Genomic DNA, 14,145 nt, shown 5'->3' on the forward strand with positions numbered 1-14,145 from the left:
GCGTCGGCCCGGTGCCGCCCTGGGCGGGGCCGGGGCACACCGGCTCCCACCCCCGTGACCGGCGGCGACCGGTCACCGCCACGACTCCACGTCCACCACCGCGCCCACCGGAATCGGCCCGTACACATGCGGGAACTTTTCACCACCGGGCTGCGGCGCCTCGTACTTCACCGGCACGTCCAGCCGCCCGGGGTCCACGACCAGCACCACCAGTTCGTCGGAGCCGTCGTAGGAGCCGTACAGGAAACCGGCGACGGCCGGGAGTTGGGCGCGGGTCGAGCAGTGGATGAAGCCCTCCTCCTGGAGGGTGCGGCCACGCGTCGAGATCTCGTACGTGCCGCGCTCGCGCGCTGCGTCCCACAGGGAGCGCTCGGTGATGTGAAGGATGAAGCTCTGCTCGGGCATGGGCCCACGCTACGGCCTCGGCCGTGCCGCCCGCCCGTGCAGATAACGCTGCTCCGGCAGGCTCGGGGTCTTGGCCGCCGCGGACTCGTGGGCGGCCCGTGCCTCGTCGGGGCGCCCGGCCCGCCCGCTCCAGCAGGTCCCCGCGGACCGCGTTCAGACGGTGCCGGTCCCCAGCTCGCTCAGGGGCAGGGCGACTGGGCGGGCGGCGTCAGGTTCGGGTGGCGGCACAGGAACAGCAGAACGAGGGTGTCGTCCTCTCGGGGCGCGCGGTCCGTGCCCGGCGGGGGGTGCGGTGAAGGCGTCCCGTGGTGTCAGCGCGGCGACCTTGTCCTTCCTGGCCCGGCGCGCCTCCTCCCCGCCGCGCAGGGCGTCGGTCGGCCGGCGCGCGGCGACCTTGATCAGCCAGCCGCGCGGATTGTCCGATGGACCGGCCCATGGCCACCGCTCGGCCGCCGCGAGCAGCGCCTCCCGCACGGCGTCCTCGGCGGTGTCGAAGCGGCCGTACCGCCGCACCAGCGCCCGAGGACCTGCGGCGCGTGGCGGGCAGCAGGTCCTCGGTCGGCGACGGGTCGCTCAGGTAGGGATCAGATGTCCCCGGCGCCGTCCATGATGGGCCGGATCTCCACCGGGTACACGGGGGCCCCGGCGGGCTGGGGGCAGCGGATGATGCGGTCGGCGATCTCGGTGACCCGCTCCAGGCTGGCGCAGTCGAGCACCCAGTAGCCGGCCGGCAGCTCCTTGGTCTCGCTGTACGGCCCGTCGGTGATCACCGCCTTGCCGTCCTCGCCCAGGGTGACGTGCCGGATCCTGGCGGGTTCGGCCAGGCCTTGCCCGTCGACCATCTCGCCGGTCTCCGCGAGGTCGTCGTTGAGGGCGCTCATGTAGGCGTACATGGCCTGGACCTCCTCCGGCTTCCAGGCCACGGAGTGCTCGGACGCCTTGCCCTGCATCGCCTCGTAGTCCGCCTGCGTGCCCTGCACCATGACCAGGTACTTCATGACTGCACTCCTTCGGTGTCCGTCGGCTCGGGCCACCCTCGGCGGGCGGCTCTCACCGGGGACGTCGGAGCCGGGCCGGGATTCTCGACAGGGCCGTCAGGATTCTTTGACGGCCGGGGGTCCAGCCGTCTCCCCGGCCTCTTCGGCGGCCGCCGCCGCGCCCGTCTGGGCGGCCGTCCTCCCGGACTTCTTCCGGTGCTGTTCCTCGCCGTGCTCGGCGCCTTCCTCCACGTACGCCTCGCACTTCCGGTTACGACAGGGACCGGCCACCCACACCGGGACCCATGCGCCCAGCGTCTTGTGACGCTTGACGACCGTCTCCACGGGCTGTCCGCAAGCGGGACAGACGTGTTCTTGGCTGTCCATGTCTTCAGGGTAGGGCGGGCAGGCCGTCAGCGCTTCCTGCTGTACGTCCTCACCAGTACGCCGTTGCCAAAGGCGCGCACCGAGTCCAGGCTGAACTCGGTGACGGCGAAGCCGGAGCCGAACATGGGCATGCCCGCGCCGAGCACGATCGGGTACGTCTTGATGACGAGTTCGTCGATCTCGTCGAGCAGTTCACCGGCGAGCTTCGAACCGCCGCACAGGTAGATCCCCAAGGCGCTGTCCTCGGCCTTGAGTTCGCGCACCTTGGCGACCAGGTCCTCGCCGATGATCTCGACGTTCGGGTCGGGCGACTCCGTGAGCGTGCGTGAGGCGACGTACTCGCGCAGATGGGCGTACGGGCTGGTGATGCCCTCCTTCAGGGCCAGGTCGTAGCTGGCGCGGCCCTGGATGATGGTGTCGAACCTCTTGTTCTCCAGGCCGTCCGCGCCGACGGCCTGGCGGCCGTGGGTCCAGATGGTCTCCGGGTACTCGGCCTTGAGGAACTCCAGGAACTCCTCGTCCACGAACGGATACATGGAGGCGGCGTCCCCGCCCGGGTCCCCGATGAAGCCGTCGATGGAGCAGGCGATGAAGTAGGTGAGCTTTCGCAAGTCGGGCTCTTTTCGTCGTGGACTCCGCTTACCACTCCAGTTGTAGTACTCCACTTGTAGTGGTTGCAAGGGTGTTTTCGGGTTCGGGTGAAGTGAGAGATGACATTCCGCCTACTGGTCGGTGCCGGACCGGTTCGGTCCGGCACCGGGTCCCGCCGGTGGCTCAGCCGCGCGGCTCACGCCACATCGGCCACATCCGCGGACCCTCCGGAAGGTCGAGGGGATGGCCGACCAGCTCGAAGCCGAGACGCTCGTAGAGCTTGCGGCTGCGGGCACTGCTCGCCTCCAGATACGCCGGTCGGCCCTCGCGGTCGCAGCGGTCGAGGACCGAGGCCATCAGCGCGGTGCCGAGGCCCTCGCCCTGGCGCTCGGGGGCCGTGCCGATCATCCACAGGTACTCGTGCGCACGGTCGGACGGGTGGATACGGGCCGTCAGACGCCCGATCGACTCGACGCGCTCATTCTCCGGGTCGACGGCCTCGCGTATCCGGGCGAGCCCTTCGTCGTCCTCGTCCGCACCGGCCGGCACGGACATCCACAGCGCGCACGCCGCGCCGTCCTCGGTGACGTCGATCCGCCCCGCCGTGAGCACGATGTCGGTGAACGCGGCCATGAGCCGGGGGTGGGTGACACGGCGGTACTCCTCGCCCGGGAACACCCAGCCGCTGACCGGATCGTCCTGGAACGCCGCGTCCAGCAGCCGGACCACCAGCTCCCGGTCCGCCTCTCCCGCCGTCCGGATCGCCACACCCATGTGTACCCCGCCCCTTCTCGTCAACCGGCCTTGATCGTAGGGCGATTGGGGCGCGCGTGACGGCCGTGGGACTGGCTTTGTCGAGATCTGTACGCAGGGACGGAACCGGCGCAGGGACGGAACCGGCGCAGGAACGGCCTCGGGCGCAGACAGGCACCCGAGCACAGAAACATCGCCAGGCGCAGGTACGCACCCGGGCGCACGAACGGCACCGGGCGCAGGAACGGCACCAGGCGCAGAAACGGCACCAGGCGCAGGAACGGCACCAGGCGCAGGAACGGGCCCCGCACGCCGTGGGGATGTGCGGGACCCGCCGGACCGGGGCCGCCCGCCGGCCGTACGGGGTCAGGAACCGTACGGCCGGGTGGCCCCGGGGTGTGCACCACGGCCGACTGCGGCAGCCGTGGGTCGTACGGCCCTCGGCCTCAGGTGCTGCGCCGCGTCACGAACTCGGCCAAGGCCAGCAGTCCGCCCGCCTCCTCCGGGTCGGGGACGGCACGAGCCAGTTCCTGCATGGCGCGGGCCATCCGGTCGGCGGCCTGGGCCTGGGCCCAGTCGCGCCCCCCGGCTCGCTCGACGGCGAGTGCGGTCCGCGCGATGTCCTCCTCGCTCTCCTTGTCGTGCGGCGATGCGTACAACGCGGCCAGTTCCGCCGCCGCCGGCCCACCGGAGGTCAGCGCGGCGACGACCGGCAGGGACTTCTTGCGGGCGGTGAGGTCCGCACCGGCCGGCTTGCCGGTGTGGCTCGGGTCGCCCCATATGCCGATCACGTCGTCGATGAGCTGGAAGGCGAGCCCGGCCTCGCGGCCGAACGCGTCCAGCGCCGCCACGTCGTCGTCCGCCGCCCCCGCGTACAGCGCCCCGAGCGCGCAGGCGCACCCCAGCAGCGCGCCGGTCTTGGCCTCCGCCATGGCGAGCACCTCGTCGAGGCCGACCTCGCCGGGGCCCCGCCGCTCCATCTCCGTGTCCGCGTGCTGACCGGCGCACAGTTCGACGACGCAGGTCGCCAGCCGGGCGACGGCCGCGGAGGACGCCGGGTGCGGGTCCTCGGCGAGCAGCCGCAGGGCCAACGCCTGGAGGGCGTCCCCGGCGAGGATCGCGTCGGCGTCACCGAACACGGTCCAGGCGGTGGGCCGGTGCCGACGGGTGGCGTCCCGGTCCATCACGTCGTCGTGCAACAGCGTGAAGTTGTGCACCAGTTCCACGGCGACAGCCGCCCGTACCGCCGCCGTCCGTGCCGCCGGCCCGCCGAGCGCCCCGGCCGCGGTGAGGACGAGGGCCGGACGGATCGCCTTGCCCGCGCTGCCCGTGGCCGGGGACCCGTCCGGGTGCTCCCAGCCGAAGTGGTAGCGGACGACCCGGCGCATGGAGGCGGGCAGCGAGGCGACCGCCGCCCGGAGTTCGGGCTCGACCGACGCCCGGGCACGCTCCAGGATCACCGCCGCCTCGGGCCCGTCGAGCGGACCCGGGCCGCCGTCCCTCTGGGTCGCGATGGGCCTCCGCCCCTCGGGCACCCCGGTGGACGGCCCCGCCCCGGCGGGCCGTTGCTGTGTCTGCGTCATGAACTCACCCATGGCATGGCCTCGGAGACTCGGCGGACGGTGGCCCTTCCGCTGCGGCCGGGCGCTTACCCCGAGGATGTACCCACGCCCGGGGCGCGGGACACGGCGGATCAGCGGGGAAGGTCACCGCCAGCGCCCGATCTCGACGTTCTCCAGCACACCGAGGGCGTCCGGGACGAGCACCGCTGCGGAGTAGTAGGCCGTCACCAGGTACTTGATGATGGCCTGTTCGTTGATGCCCATGAAGCGGCAGGACAGGCTCGGCTCGATCTCGTCGGGGATGCCGGCCTGCTGAAGCCCGATGACACCCTGCTCCGCCTCGCCCGTACGCATGGCGATGATCGAGGTCGTACGGGCCTCGGAGACCGGGATCTTGTTGCACGGGAAGATCGGCACACCACGCCAGGTGGGGATGCGGTTGCCGGCCATCTCGATGGTCTCGGGGACGAGGCCGCGCTTGTTGAGCTCACGCCCGAACGCGGCGATGGCACGCGGGTGGGCGAGGAACAGCTTGGTGCCGCGGCGCCGGCAGAGCAGCTCGTCCATGTCGTCGGGGCTGGGAACGCCGTCGTGCGGCTGGAGGCGCTGGTCGTACTCGCAGTTGTGGAGCAGCCCGAACTCGCGGTTGTTGACGAGTTCGTGCTCCTGGCGCTCCTTGAGCGCCTCGACCGTCAGCCGCAGCTGCTGCTCGGTCTGGTTCATCGGCTGGTTGTAGAGGTCGGCCACGCGCGAGTGGATGCGCAGCACGGTCTGCGCGATGCTCAGTTCGTACTCGCGGGGCCGGGCCTCGTAGTCCACGAAGGTGTGCGGGATGTCCGGCTCACCGCTGTGGCCGGCCGCGAGGTCGACCTCCTTCTCGCCGTACCTGTTGGTGCGCTGCGCGGGGATCGCCCGCAGCTGCTCGATGTGCTCGCGCAGGGAGTCGGCGCGTTCCGCGACCCGCTCGACGTCATGACGGGTCAGCACGAGCACCGTGCACGCGGTGACCGCGCGGGCGGTGTACTCCCAGATGGAGTCGGCGTCGAGGAGCGCCTGGTCACCGAGGTAGGCGCCGTCGGCGAGGACGCCCAGCGACTCGTCCTCGCCGTAGGGACCCGTACCGATCTTCTCCACCCTGCCGTGTGCCAGCAGGAACACCTCGTCGGTCGGGCTGCCGAACGAGGCGATCACTTGCCCCGCCGCGATCTCCCGCTGCTGGCAGCGCTGCGCGAGTTCGGACAGGACGTCCTCGTCCTCGTACGACCGCAGGGCCGGCAGCTCGCACAGTTCCTTCGGGATGACCTCGACGCGGTCGCCCGTCTTCACGAACGTGACGCGTCCGTCCCCCACGGCGTAGGTCAGGCGCCGGTTGACCCGGTACGTGCCGCCCTGCACGTTCACCCATGGCAGCATGCGCAGCAGCCAGCGGGAGCTGATCTCCTGCATCTGGGGTGCCGACTTGGTCGTGGTGGCCAGGTTCCGCGCGGCCGCAGTGCCGAGGCTCTGCTGCGGCTTGCCCTGCTCTTCGCGGACCTCTTCGCCTACCGACATAGAGAACTGCCCTCCCGGTCGTACCCCGGCACCGCTCTGGCACCGCGCATCGCAATCTGCACGACAGAGCCTTCCATCACGGTGTGTGTCTGTGCTATTACCCGAAAGAGGGGGAATGGATCATCGGGGCACTGGGCAGACAGAGGGCTCTTGTCCACTCCTGAACGTGCGGCGACGTCCGGTAAGCGCCTCGGCAGGTGTCCAAATCCAGTCGCACAGTGTGCGATTCAACGGATCCCGAGGAGTCCCGTCTGCCCGTTTTCGGTAAAGCACCGGTACGGGACGGCCGCGCTCGGCGGCCGACGCACGGCATGAAGGAGGCGGTCATGGCCACACCCATGTCCGCGAGCAGATTCCTGGAGAGACTCAGAGCAGAGGGCGCGACGGTCGTCGAGGTCGGCGACTGGGAGCACCACAACCGCAACCACGTGGGCCCATGGGGCCCCGTCCACGGCGTGATGATCCACCACACGGTGACCCGGGGCAGCGCGGCCACCGTGGAGCTCTGCCGCAAGGGCTACGCGGGGCTGCCGGGCCCGCTGTGCCACGGCGTCATCACCAAGGACGGCAGGGTCCACCTCGTCGGCTACGGCCGCGCCAACCACGCCGGCCTCGGCGACGACGACGTACTGCGCGCGGTCATCGCCGAGACGGCCCTGCCGCCCGACAACGAGGCCAACACCGACGGCAACCGCCACTTCTACGGCTTCGAGTGCGAGAACCTCGGCGACGGACAGGACCCCTGGCCGCAGGCCCAGCTGGAGGCCATCGAACGGGTCTCGGCGGCGATCTGCCGCCATCACGGCTGGAACGAGCGGTCCGTGATCGGGCATCTGGAATGGCAACCGGGGAAGGTGGACCCGCGGGGGTTCACGATGGCATGGATGCGGGAGCGGATCCGGGAACGGCTGCGGTAGCCCGCTCGCGGGACGGGGCGACAATGGCCGTGTGACCAGCGCCGATCTCAACGCTCTCCGCCCGCGGCTCCCCTCCCCGTTGCAGGAGCCGGCGGACGGACGCTTCACCCGTCGCGGCGTCCGTCTGCTCCTCAAGCGTGACGATCTGATCCACCCGGAGCTGATCGGCAACAAGTGGCGCAAGCTCGCGCCGAACCTGCGGGCGGCGGCCGGCCGCACCGTCGTCACCTTCGGCGGTGCCTACTCCAACCACCTGCGCGCCACCGCCGCCGCGGGCCGCCTCCTCGGGCTGTCCACGGTCGGCGTGGTGCGCGGCCAGGAGCTCGCCGACCGCCCGCTCAATCCGTCGCTGGCGCGGTGCGTGGCCGACGGTATGCGGCTGCACTTCGTCGACAGGTCGACGTACCGTCGCAAGACCGAACCGGAGACCCTGGCGGCCGTCCTGCGCGCGGCGGGGGCGCAGGACGCGTACGTGGTTCCGGAAGGCGGCAGCAACGCCCTTGCCGTAGGGGGGTGCGAGGCGCTCGGCGGGGAACTGCGCGGGCAGGCCGACGTCGTCGCGGTCGCGTGCGGTACCGGCGGCACGCTCGCAGGTCTCGCCGCCGGGCTGGGCCCCGGCCAGCGGGCGCTGGGCGTACCCGTCCTCAGGGGCGGCTTCCTGGCCGACGACGTACGGGCCCTCCAGGAGGAGGCGTTCGGCGGGCCGCGGGGTGAGTGGCGGCTGGACGAGCGGTTCCACTTCGGGGGGTACGCGCGCACTTCCCCTGAACTCGACGCCTTCGCGGAGGACTTCGAGCGACGGCACGGGGTCCCCGTCGAGCGTCTCTATGTCGCCAAGTTGCTGTACGGGCTTGTCGCCCTCGCGGAAGAGGGGGCGTTCCCCCGTGGGACGACGGTCGCGGCCGTGGTGACGGGGGCTCCGTTCGGCGGCTGACGGCGGGGCGCGGCCGTCGTCACGGGGGGCGCCGTTCGGCGGCCGGACTCCGGGCGCGCGGCCGTCGTCACGGGGGGCGCCGTTCGGCGGCCGGCCACCGGGCGCGCGGCCGTCGTCACGGGGGCGCCGCCCGACTGCCGGCCACCGGGCGCGCGGCCGGTCACCTGCCCGTACGGACGCCTGCCGTCACCCGGCCTCCCGGTAGGCCGCCGCCTCCTCCAGATCCAGCCTACGCAGCAGGGTCCGCAGCATCTCGTCGTCGATGTATCGGCCGTCCCTCAGCTTCACGAACACCGCGCGCTCGGCTCCGATCACCTCGCGGGACAAGCGCCGGTACGTGTCGTCGACGGACTCGCCGGTGACGGGGTTGGACTGGCCGAGGCGCTCCCAGACGGAGTTGCGGCGCCGTTCCAGCACCGCCCGCAGACGGTCGGCCAGCGGCTCGGGGAGGGCGTTGCGCTCGTCGGAGAGGAGTTCCTCCAGGCGTCGTTCGGCGGCGCGGGACGCCTGTGCCTGGGCGTTCGCCTCCGCGAGGGTCTCGGCCTGCGCGTCCCGGCCGGGCAGCTTCAGGACCCGGATCAGCGGCGGCAGCGTCACGCCCTGGACGACCAGGGTGCCGATGACGGTCGTGAAGGTCAGGAAGAGGATGAGGTTGCGCTCGGGGAAGTCCGCGCCGCCGTGCACGGTGAGCGGGATGGAGAAGGCGATCGCCAGCGAGACCACGCCCCGCATCCCGGCCCAGGAGACGACGAACGCCCCCTTCCAGGTCGGGTCGTCCTCACGTTCCCGGATCCGGGCCGACAGCATCCGAGGCAGGAAGGTCGCCGGGTACACCCAGACGAACCGCGAGACGACGACCACGGCGAAGACGGCGAACGCGTACCAGGCGGCCCGGCCGCCCTCGTACTCCCCGAGGCCCTTGAGGACCACCGGAAGCTGAAGTCCGATCAGGGCGAACACCGCCGACTCCAGTACGAACGCGACCATCTTCCACACCGCCTCCTCCTGGAGGCGGGTGGCGAAATCGACCTCCCACGCGCGGTGCCCGAGGTACAGCGCGACGACCACGACCGCCAGCACTCCGGAGGCGTGCACCTGCTCGGCGGCCGCGTACGCGACGAACGGGATCAGCAGGGAGAGCGTGTTCTGCAGCAACGCCTCCTTCACATGGGTGCGCAGCCAGTGGAGCGGCACCATCAGCACCACCCCCATGCCGATGCCGCCGAGCGCCGCGAGCAGGAACTCACCGATACCGCCGGCCCAGGTGGCGCCCTCCCCGACGGCGGCGGCGAGGGCCACGCGGTAGGCGGTGATCGCGGTGGCGTCGTTCACCAGGGACTCGCCCTGCAGGATCGTGGTGATCCGGGACGGCAGCCCCACCCGGCGTGCGACCGCCGTCGCCGCGACCGCGTCCGGCGGCGCCACCACCGCCCCCAGCACCAGTGCCGCGGTCAGCGGCAGATCGGGCACGACGAGATACGCGACCCAGCCGACGGCGAAGGTCGCGAACAGGACGTAGCCCACCGAAAGCAGCATCACGGGCCGCAGTTGGGCCCGCAGATCGAGGTACGAGCTGTCCGTCGCCGCGCTGTGCAGCAACGGGGGCAGCACCAGCGGCAGGACGATGTGCGGATCGAGGGTGTACTCGGGTACGCCCGGCACGTACGAGACCGCCAGGCCCGCGGCGACCAGCAGCAGCGGTGCCGGTACGGGCGACCGCCGGCCGGCCGCGGCGATGGCCGCGCTTCCCGCGACCAGCAACAGCAGCGGCATCACGTTCATACGCCTCGCCCGCCCTTCCCACCGCTCCCACGCCCGCCGATCAGCACCGGCCCGAGCCCTCTCGCCGTCCTGCCCCTGCCCCTGCCCAGATCATGGTCTTCGCCCGTCCCGGTTCATCGCCGCCGCGGCCCGCCCTCGATTTTCCACGCGCCCCTGCGCGTGGCCGTCGTAACCTGGCAATCATGAAACAGTGCACGCACGCCGACGCGCTGCCGCACCCGGAACCCGTCCCGCTCAGCGAGACGTGTCCGGAGTGCCTGGCGGACGGAGGGCATCCGGTGCAGCTGCGGCTGTGCCTCTCCTGCGGTCACGTCGGCTGCTGCGACTCCTCGCCGGGACGGCACGCCACGGAGCACCACAAGGAATCCGGACATCCGGTCATGCGGACGTTCGAACCCGGAGAGCGCTGGCGCTGGTGCTTCGTCGACCACGTTCTCGTGTGACGCCGACGTACCCTGGACGACCGGGGAGCCGGACGGTTCGATCGTCTGACGTCTGGGTACGTCAAACCGGCGCGCGCTCTTCCCAATTGGGACCGCGAACCCCCTAGCCACGGAGCGTATCCGTGTGTTTACTATGAGTGACAGCAAGGGGTTGGGGTCCTGGGGACAGGAGACTTCGAGGCGCGGTAGCGTCACCGCTGAACCAACATCGCGTTACCCGGGGGGCGACCCTCGGCCCCGAGAAGCTTGTACCACCTTGGAGGTGAGGGTGTCCCAGATCGCAGGCGAGCCCGCGACCCAGGACTTCGTGGAAGTCCGGCTGCCGGCCGCGGGTGCCTACCTGTCGGTGCTGCGTACGGCGACTGCCGGCCTCGCGGCCCGTTTGGACTTCACCCTCGACGAGATCGAGGACCTGCGCATCGCGGTGGACGAGGCCTGCGCGATCCTGCTCCAGCAGGCCGTGCCCGGCTCGGTGCTCAGCTGTGTCTTCCGACTCGTCGACGACTCGCTCGAGGTCACCGTTTCGGCCCCGACCACGGACGGCCACGCTCCCTCCAGGGACACCTTCGCCTGGACCGTCCTGTCCGCCCTCGCGGGCAAGGTCTCCTCCGCCGTGGACGAGGACAAAACCGTTTCGATCAGCCTCTACAAACAACGCGGCGCGGGACCAGGGCCGGCGTGAGGAACGGGGACGGGCCGGTGCGGGACGAAGAGCGCGGCACACGGGAGCTGCCGGAAAGCACTCACCCCTGCTCGGACGGAGCCGAGAGCCCGGGGACGGGCCCCAGCGGTCCGAGCGCTTCCCGACGCATGGTCGACGGCATCGACGGCATCCCCGAGCAGGCCCGGCCGCATCCGGAGGACGACTCCGTGGCGACCGGCAGCCTCCTCGACGAGGGACGGACCGCCGAAGGTGCCGTGCAGGGCGCGCCTCCGGGCGGGCGGAGCGGGGCCGCCCCTGTCCATGGGGGTCTCTCCGCTCAAGCCGATCCGAGAGTGGGGGCGGAGGCGAGGGCTCGGAAGAGGGCGACGGGCAGGACGATGAGCGAGCACGAGCGACACGCCGAGGACGAGGCGACGGGCGCGCGCAGCGCGCAGGCCACGCACCACGACCCTCAGGACCGCAGCGGGGCGCGCGCCATGTTCGTCGAGCTGCGCAAACTGCAGGACGGCAGTACGGAGTACGCGGAGCTGCGCAATCAGCTGGTCCGTATGCACCTGCCGCTCGTCGAGCACCTCGCGCGACGGTTCCGCAATCGCGGCGAGCCGCTGGACGACCTCACCCAGGTCGCCACGATCGGTCTGATCAAGTCGGTCGACCGGTTCGACCCGGAGCGCGGCGTCGAGTTCTCGACGTACGCGACCCCGACGGTCGTCGGCGAGATCAAGCGGCACTTCCGCGACAAGGGCTGGGCGGTGCGGGTTCCGCGGCGCCTGCAGGAGCTGCGGCTGGCACTCACCACGGCCACGGCCGAGCTGTCCCAGCTGCACGGCCGCTCCCCCACGGTCCATGAACTCGCCGAGAAGCTGGCGATCTCGGAGGAGGAGGTCCTGGAGGGCCTGGAGTCCGCCAACGCGTACTCCACGCTGTCCCTGGACGTACCCGACACGGACGACGAGTCCCCGGCGGTGGCGGACACCCTCGGCGCCGAGGACGAGGCGCTGGAGGGCGTCGAGTACCGGGAGTCGCTGAAGCCGCTGCTCGAGGACCTCCCGCCACGGGAGAAGCGGATTCTGCTGCTGCGCTTCTTCGGCAACATGACCCAGTCGCAGATCGCGCAGGAGGTCGGGATCTCCCAGATGCATGTGTCGCGACTGCTGGCGCGGACGCTGGCGCAGCTCCGGGAGAAGCTGCTGGTGGAGGAGTGACGGTCCGGCCCGAGAACAGTCAGGCCCGGCCGGTGCCGGTTCTCTGAGAACCGCTCACCGCTTCTGACTCTTGGACCGGTCCTCCGCGCCGCCGGGCCCCCGGATCCCGAGGGCCTCGGTCGTCGCCGGATTGACCAGGAACACCAGCGTAGTGACGGCGATCACCGCGAGCGCGATGCCCACCGGGATCGCGATGCTGTCGGCCTGCAGCAGGCTGTAGGCCACCGGCAGCGCCAGGATCTGCGTGATGACGGACGGCCCGCGGCTCCAGCTGCGCTGAGCGAACAGGCCCCGCGCGGCCAGCAGGGGCAGCAGGGCGAGCGCCACGAGCGTCACACCCAGGGTCACGGCCTGCTGCCGGTCGTCCGGGTCCCCGGTCAGCCCCAGCACGAGCACCCACACGCCCCCCACGGCGAGCCCCAGCCCTTCCAGGGCGGTGAGTACCGCCGCGTAGGTCAGCCGCCGCGGACGCGGGCCGGTGGTTTCCGGGGTGGTGGGGGTCTGCTCCTTGGTCACTCCTGAAGGGTAGCCCGCCACGATCCGGGCCTCGCCGGCCGAGGCTGGTCCTGCCGCGCGACGCCGGTCAGCACTGCTCGGTCCTCCGTCGTCACTGCTCGGTCGTCCGTCGTCGCTCCTCGATCCGTCCGTCATCACTGCTCGGTCCGTCCGTTGTTCGAGACGAGCCGAGCCGACCCGGTCCTCCCGTGTCGAGGCTCACGCCTGATCTCTTACCGGATCCCCACCTCGATCTGTGCCCGGTACCCCCCAGTAGGTACGCTGCCAGTCATGCGTGCACTTCTCGTGGTCAATCCGGCAGCAACCACCACAAGCGCACGTACGCGCGATGTCCTGATCCACGCGCTCGCCAGCGAGATGAAGCTGGAAGCCGTCACCACCGAGTACCGCGGCCACGCCCGCGACCTGGGCCGACAGGCGGCGGAGAGCGACGATGTCGACCTGGTGGTCGCCCTCGGCGGTGACGGCACCGTGAACGAGGTCGTCAACGGTCTGCTGCACAACGGCCCCGACCCCCAGCACCTCCCCCGCCTCGCCGTGGTCCCCGGCGGCTCCACCAACGTCTTCGCCCGTGCTCTCGGGCTTCCGAACGACGCCGTCGAGGCGACCGGCGCCCTGCTGGACGCCTTGCGGGAGGGCAGCGAACGCACGGTCGGGATGGGCATCGCGGCGGGTACGCCGGGCACCGCGGACGAGGCCGTGCCGGGCAGATGGTTCACCTTCTGCGCCGGGCTCGGTTTCGACGCCGGCGTCGTCGGGCGGGTCGAGCAGCAGCGCGAACTGGGCAAGAGATCCACACACGCCCTTTACCTGCGCCAGGTCGCACGGCAGTTCCTTCAGGAACCCAACCGCCGGCACGGCACGATCACGCTGGAGCGGCCGGGTGAGGACCCGGTGACCGATTTGGTGCTGTCCATAATCTGCAACACCGCTCCGTGGACGTATCTACTCAATCGCCCGGTGTACGCGGCGCCTAAGGCCTCGTTCGATACCGGTCTCGATGTGCTCGGTCTCAGCCGTATGTCCACGGTCTCGGTTGCCCGGTATGCGACCCAGTTGCTCACTTCGTCCCCCGAGCGGGGACCCCACGGCAAGCACGCCGTCTCACTGCATGACCTGGACCAGTTCACCTTGCATTCGAAGGTCCCTTTGCCCCTCCAGATGGACGGCGACCACCTCGGGCTGCGTACGAGCGTGACGTTCACAGGCGTACGCCGTGCACTGCGTGTGATTGTGTGAGCGGAACGGGCTAAAGTCCTTTCACTCGAACGTTTAGGCCAGGATCCACCCCATGGAAGTACGGCTGTGACCTAGTCGACACCGAGGAATCAAAAAAAACTTTCCGGAAGGGGTTGTATCCGTCGCTGAGGTTTGCGAGTCTCTACGTGGCGATCGGGACGGCCCGCAAGACCGGCCTCCACTGATCACCGGAACCCCTCTTCAACTCACAGGACCCAC

At 70.9% G+C, this 14,145-nt stretch carries 15 protein-coding genes and 1 pseudogene; 6 read left to right on the forward strand and 10 right to left on the reverse strand.

Features of this window, described 5'->3' with window-relative positions; translation table 11 throughout:
* Positions 1 to 72 precede the first annotated feature (72 nt).
* The 8 genes and pseudogenes from ACFYNL_RS14090 to ACFYNL_RS14125 all read right to left on the reverse strand — a co-directional run bounded on the left by ACFYNL_RS14090 (position 73) and on the right by ACFYNL_RS14125 (position 6,226).
* On the reverse strand, positions 73 to 405 hold the full coding sequence (locus ACFYNL_RS14090; RefSeq protein ID WP_388801803.1) for a DUF952 domain-containing protein: 333 nt from the start codon (positions 403 to 405) through the stop codon (positions 73 to 75).
* A 194-nt stretch (positions 406 to 599) separates the two neighbouring features.
* Positions 600 to 982: pseudogene (locus ACFYNL_RS14095) on the reverse strand (sigma factor); the annotation flags it as partial.
* 7 nt (positions 983 to 989) lie between these two features.
* The gene (locus ACFYNL_RS14100; protein WP_388801806.1) at positions 990 to 1,403 is read right to left on the reverse strand and encodes a YciI family protein; all 414 of its coding nucleotides are present in this window, start codon (positions 1,401 to 1,403) and stop codon (positions 990 to 992) included.
* A 96-nt stretch (positions 1,404 to 1,499) separates the two neighbouring features.
* A complete protein-coding gene (locus ACFYNL_RS14105; RefSeq protein ID WP_388801809.1) occupies positions 1,500 to 1,769 on the reverse strand; it encodes a hypothetical protein in 270 nt (89 codons plus the stop codon).
* A gap of 26 nt (positions 1,770 to 1,795) precedes the next feature.
* On the reverse strand, positions 1,796 to 2,380 hold the full coding sequence (locus tag ACFYNL_RS14110) for a dihydrofolate reductase family protein (RefSeq protein ID WP_388801812.1): 585 nt from the start codon (positions 2,378 to 2,380) through the stop codon (positions 1,796 to 1,798).
* A gap of 163 nt (positions 2,381 to 2,543) precedes the next feature.
* Entirely contained in the window at positions 2,544 to 3,134 is a 591-nt protein-coding gene (locus ACFYNL_RS14115; protein WP_388801815.1) for a GNAT family N-acetyltransferase, read from the reverse strand.
* Between the two features lie 425 nt (positions 3,135 to 3,559).
* Complete coding sequence (locus ACFYNL_RS14120) at positions 3,560 to 4,708, reverse strand: family 2 encapsulin nanocompartment cargo protein polyprenyl transferase (protein ID WP_388801818.1); 1,149 nt, start codon at positions 4,706 to 4,708, stop codon at positions 3,560 to 3,562.
* A 111-nt stretch (positions 4,709 to 4,819) separates the two neighbouring features.
* Positions 4,820 to 6,226: a family 2B encapsulin nanocompartment shell protein gene (locus ACFYNL_RS14125; protein ID WP_388801821.1), complete on the reverse strand. Its 1,407-nt coding sequence runs from the start codon at positions 6,224 to 6,226 to the stop codon at positions 4,820 to 4,822.
* A 326-nt stretch (positions 6,227 to 6,552) separates the two neighbouring features.
* On the opposite strand from ACFYNL_RS14125, the gene ACFYNL_RS14130 reads away from it, so the two are divergent.
* Both ACFYNL_RS14130 and ACFYNL_RS14135 read left to right on the forward strand, forming a co-directional pair.
* A complete protein-coding gene (locus ACFYNL_RS14130; protein ID WP_388801824.1) occupies positions 6,553 to 7,143 on the forward strand; it encodes an N-acetylmuramoyl-L-alanine amidase in 591 nt (196 codons plus the stop codon).
* Positions 7,144 to 7,174: 31 nt separating this feature from the next.
* Positions 7,175 to 8,077, forward strand: a complete 903-nt coding sequence (locus tag ACFYNL_RS14135; protein WP_388801827.1) for a 1-aminocyclopropane-1-carboxylate deaminase/D-cysteine desulfhydrase — start codon at positions 7,175 to 7,177, stop codon at positions 8,075 to 8,077.
* 186 nt (positions 8,078 to 8,263) lie between these two features.
* On the opposite strand, the gene ACFYNL_RS14140 is transcribed toward ACFYNL_RS14135, so the two are convergent.
* Positions 8,264 to 9,859, reverse strand: coding sequence for a Na+/H+ antiporter (locus ACFYNL_RS14140; RefSeq protein ID WP_388801830.1), 1,596 nt, complete (start codon positions 9,857 to 9,859; stop codon positions 8,264 to 8,266).
* A gap of 182 nt (positions 9,860 to 10,041) precedes the next feature.
* Here ACFYNL_RS14140 and ACFYNL_RS14145 point away from each other — a divergent pair, with 182 nt between their 5' ends.
* From ACFYNL_RS14145 to ACFYNL_RS14155, 3 genes are all read left to right on the forward strand, one after another.
* Positions 10,042 to 10,302, forward strand: coding sequence for a UBP-type zinc finger domain-containing protein (locus ACFYNL_RS14145; protein ID WP_388801832.1), 261 nt, complete (start codon positions 10,042 to 10,044; stop codon positions 10,300 to 10,302).
* A gap of 268 nt (positions 10,303 to 10,570) precedes the next feature.
* Positions 10,571 to 10,984, forward strand: a complete 414-nt coding sequence (locus ACFYNL_RS14150; RefSeq protein ID WP_004925829.1) for an anti-sigma regulatory factor — start codon at positions 10,571 to 10,573, stop codon at positions 10,982 to 10,984.
* Between the two features lie 17 nt (positions 10,985 to 11,001).
* Positions 11,002 to 12,171, forward strand: a complete 1,170-nt coding sequence (locus tag ACFYNL_RS14155; RefSeq protein ID WP_388801835.1) for a SigB/SigF/SigG family RNA polymerase sigma factor — start codon at positions 11,002 to 11,004, stop codon at positions 12,169 to 12,171.
* Positions 12,172 to 12,225: 54 nt separating this feature from the next.
* Here the strand turns inward: ACFYNL_RS14155 and ACFYNL_RS14160 are convergent, their stop codons facing one another.
* Positions 12,226 to 12,687 carry a hypothetical protein gene (locus ACFYNL_RS14160; RefSeq protein ID WP_388801837.1) on the reverse strand — a complete coding sequence of 154 codons (462 nt, stop codon included), beginning with the start codon at positions 12,685 to 12,687 and terminating at the stop codon, positions 12,226 to 12,228.
* A 270-nt stretch (positions 12,688 to 12,957) separates the two neighbouring features.
* Between ACFYNL_RS14160 and ACFYNL_RS14165 the strand changes: the two genes are divergently transcribed.
* On the forward strand, positions 12,958 to 13,926 hold the full coding sequence (locus ACFYNL_RS14165; RefSeq protein WP_388801840.1) for a diacylglycerol/lipid kinase family protein: 969 nt from the start codon (positions 12,958 to 12,960) through the stop codon (positions 13,924 to 13,926).
* Positions 13,927 to 14,145 lie beyond the last annotated feature (219 nt).

The organism is Streptomyces sp. NPDC007808 (genome assembly GCF_042868655.1).
Lineage (GTDB): Bacteria > Actinomycetota > Actinomycetes > Streptomycetales > Streptomycetaceae > Streptomyces.